The organism is Serratia sp. HNCC26DJ244, assembly GCF_057180565.1.
This window is the reverse complement of record NZ_JBXUGO010000105.1, coordinates 1-575: the sequence shown is the minus strand read 5'-3', so window position 1 is coordinate 575 and position 575 is coordinate 1. Positions and strand designations below refer to the sequence as shown.

Sequence of the window (575 nt, the reverse complement as noted above, 5' to 3'; positions counted from 1 at the left end):
TGATAATGCGTTCGGTCAGACTTCATTGCTGACGGTAAATAGTAATGCCAGTTTTAATACCAACGATTTCAGTCAAACGGTGGGAGCCCTGAACAACGCTGGGACCGTCACTATTGACCCGGCGGTATTAACAACCGGATTATTGACTAACACCGGGGTGATTGATATCGCTGGTGGTACGTTGAACCTGGAAGATGGTGGTACTTCAACAGCTGTTGGTGGCTTGACCGGTGCGGGCACGCTGAACGTCAACGGCGGTACCTTGATCCTGAGTGCCGCCAACAGTGGCCTGTCAGCAGATACCTTGATAGCGCTGCCAGCGACGGTCACCTTGACCGCCGCCGATGCCTTGGGTAGCAGTGATGTTGATGTAGTGGGTACTTTAAACCTGAACGCTGCCGATACGCTGGCCAACATACTCAGTGGTGACGGTACCATCAACACCAATGCGGCAGTGACCTTGGAGGGGACCAATGATTTTACTGGTCAGCACAATATCAATGCCGGTGGGGTATTAACCATTACCGAGGTCAATAACCTGGGCACGTCGGATGCCAGTGTTGACCTGACAGCCG

At 52.7% G+C, this 575-nt stretch carries 1 pseudogene; it reads left to right on the top strand.

Features of this window, described 5'->3' with window-relative positions:
* Positions 1-575: pseudogene (locus tag AC2A06_RS18790) on the top strand (hypothetical protein); the annotation flags it as partial.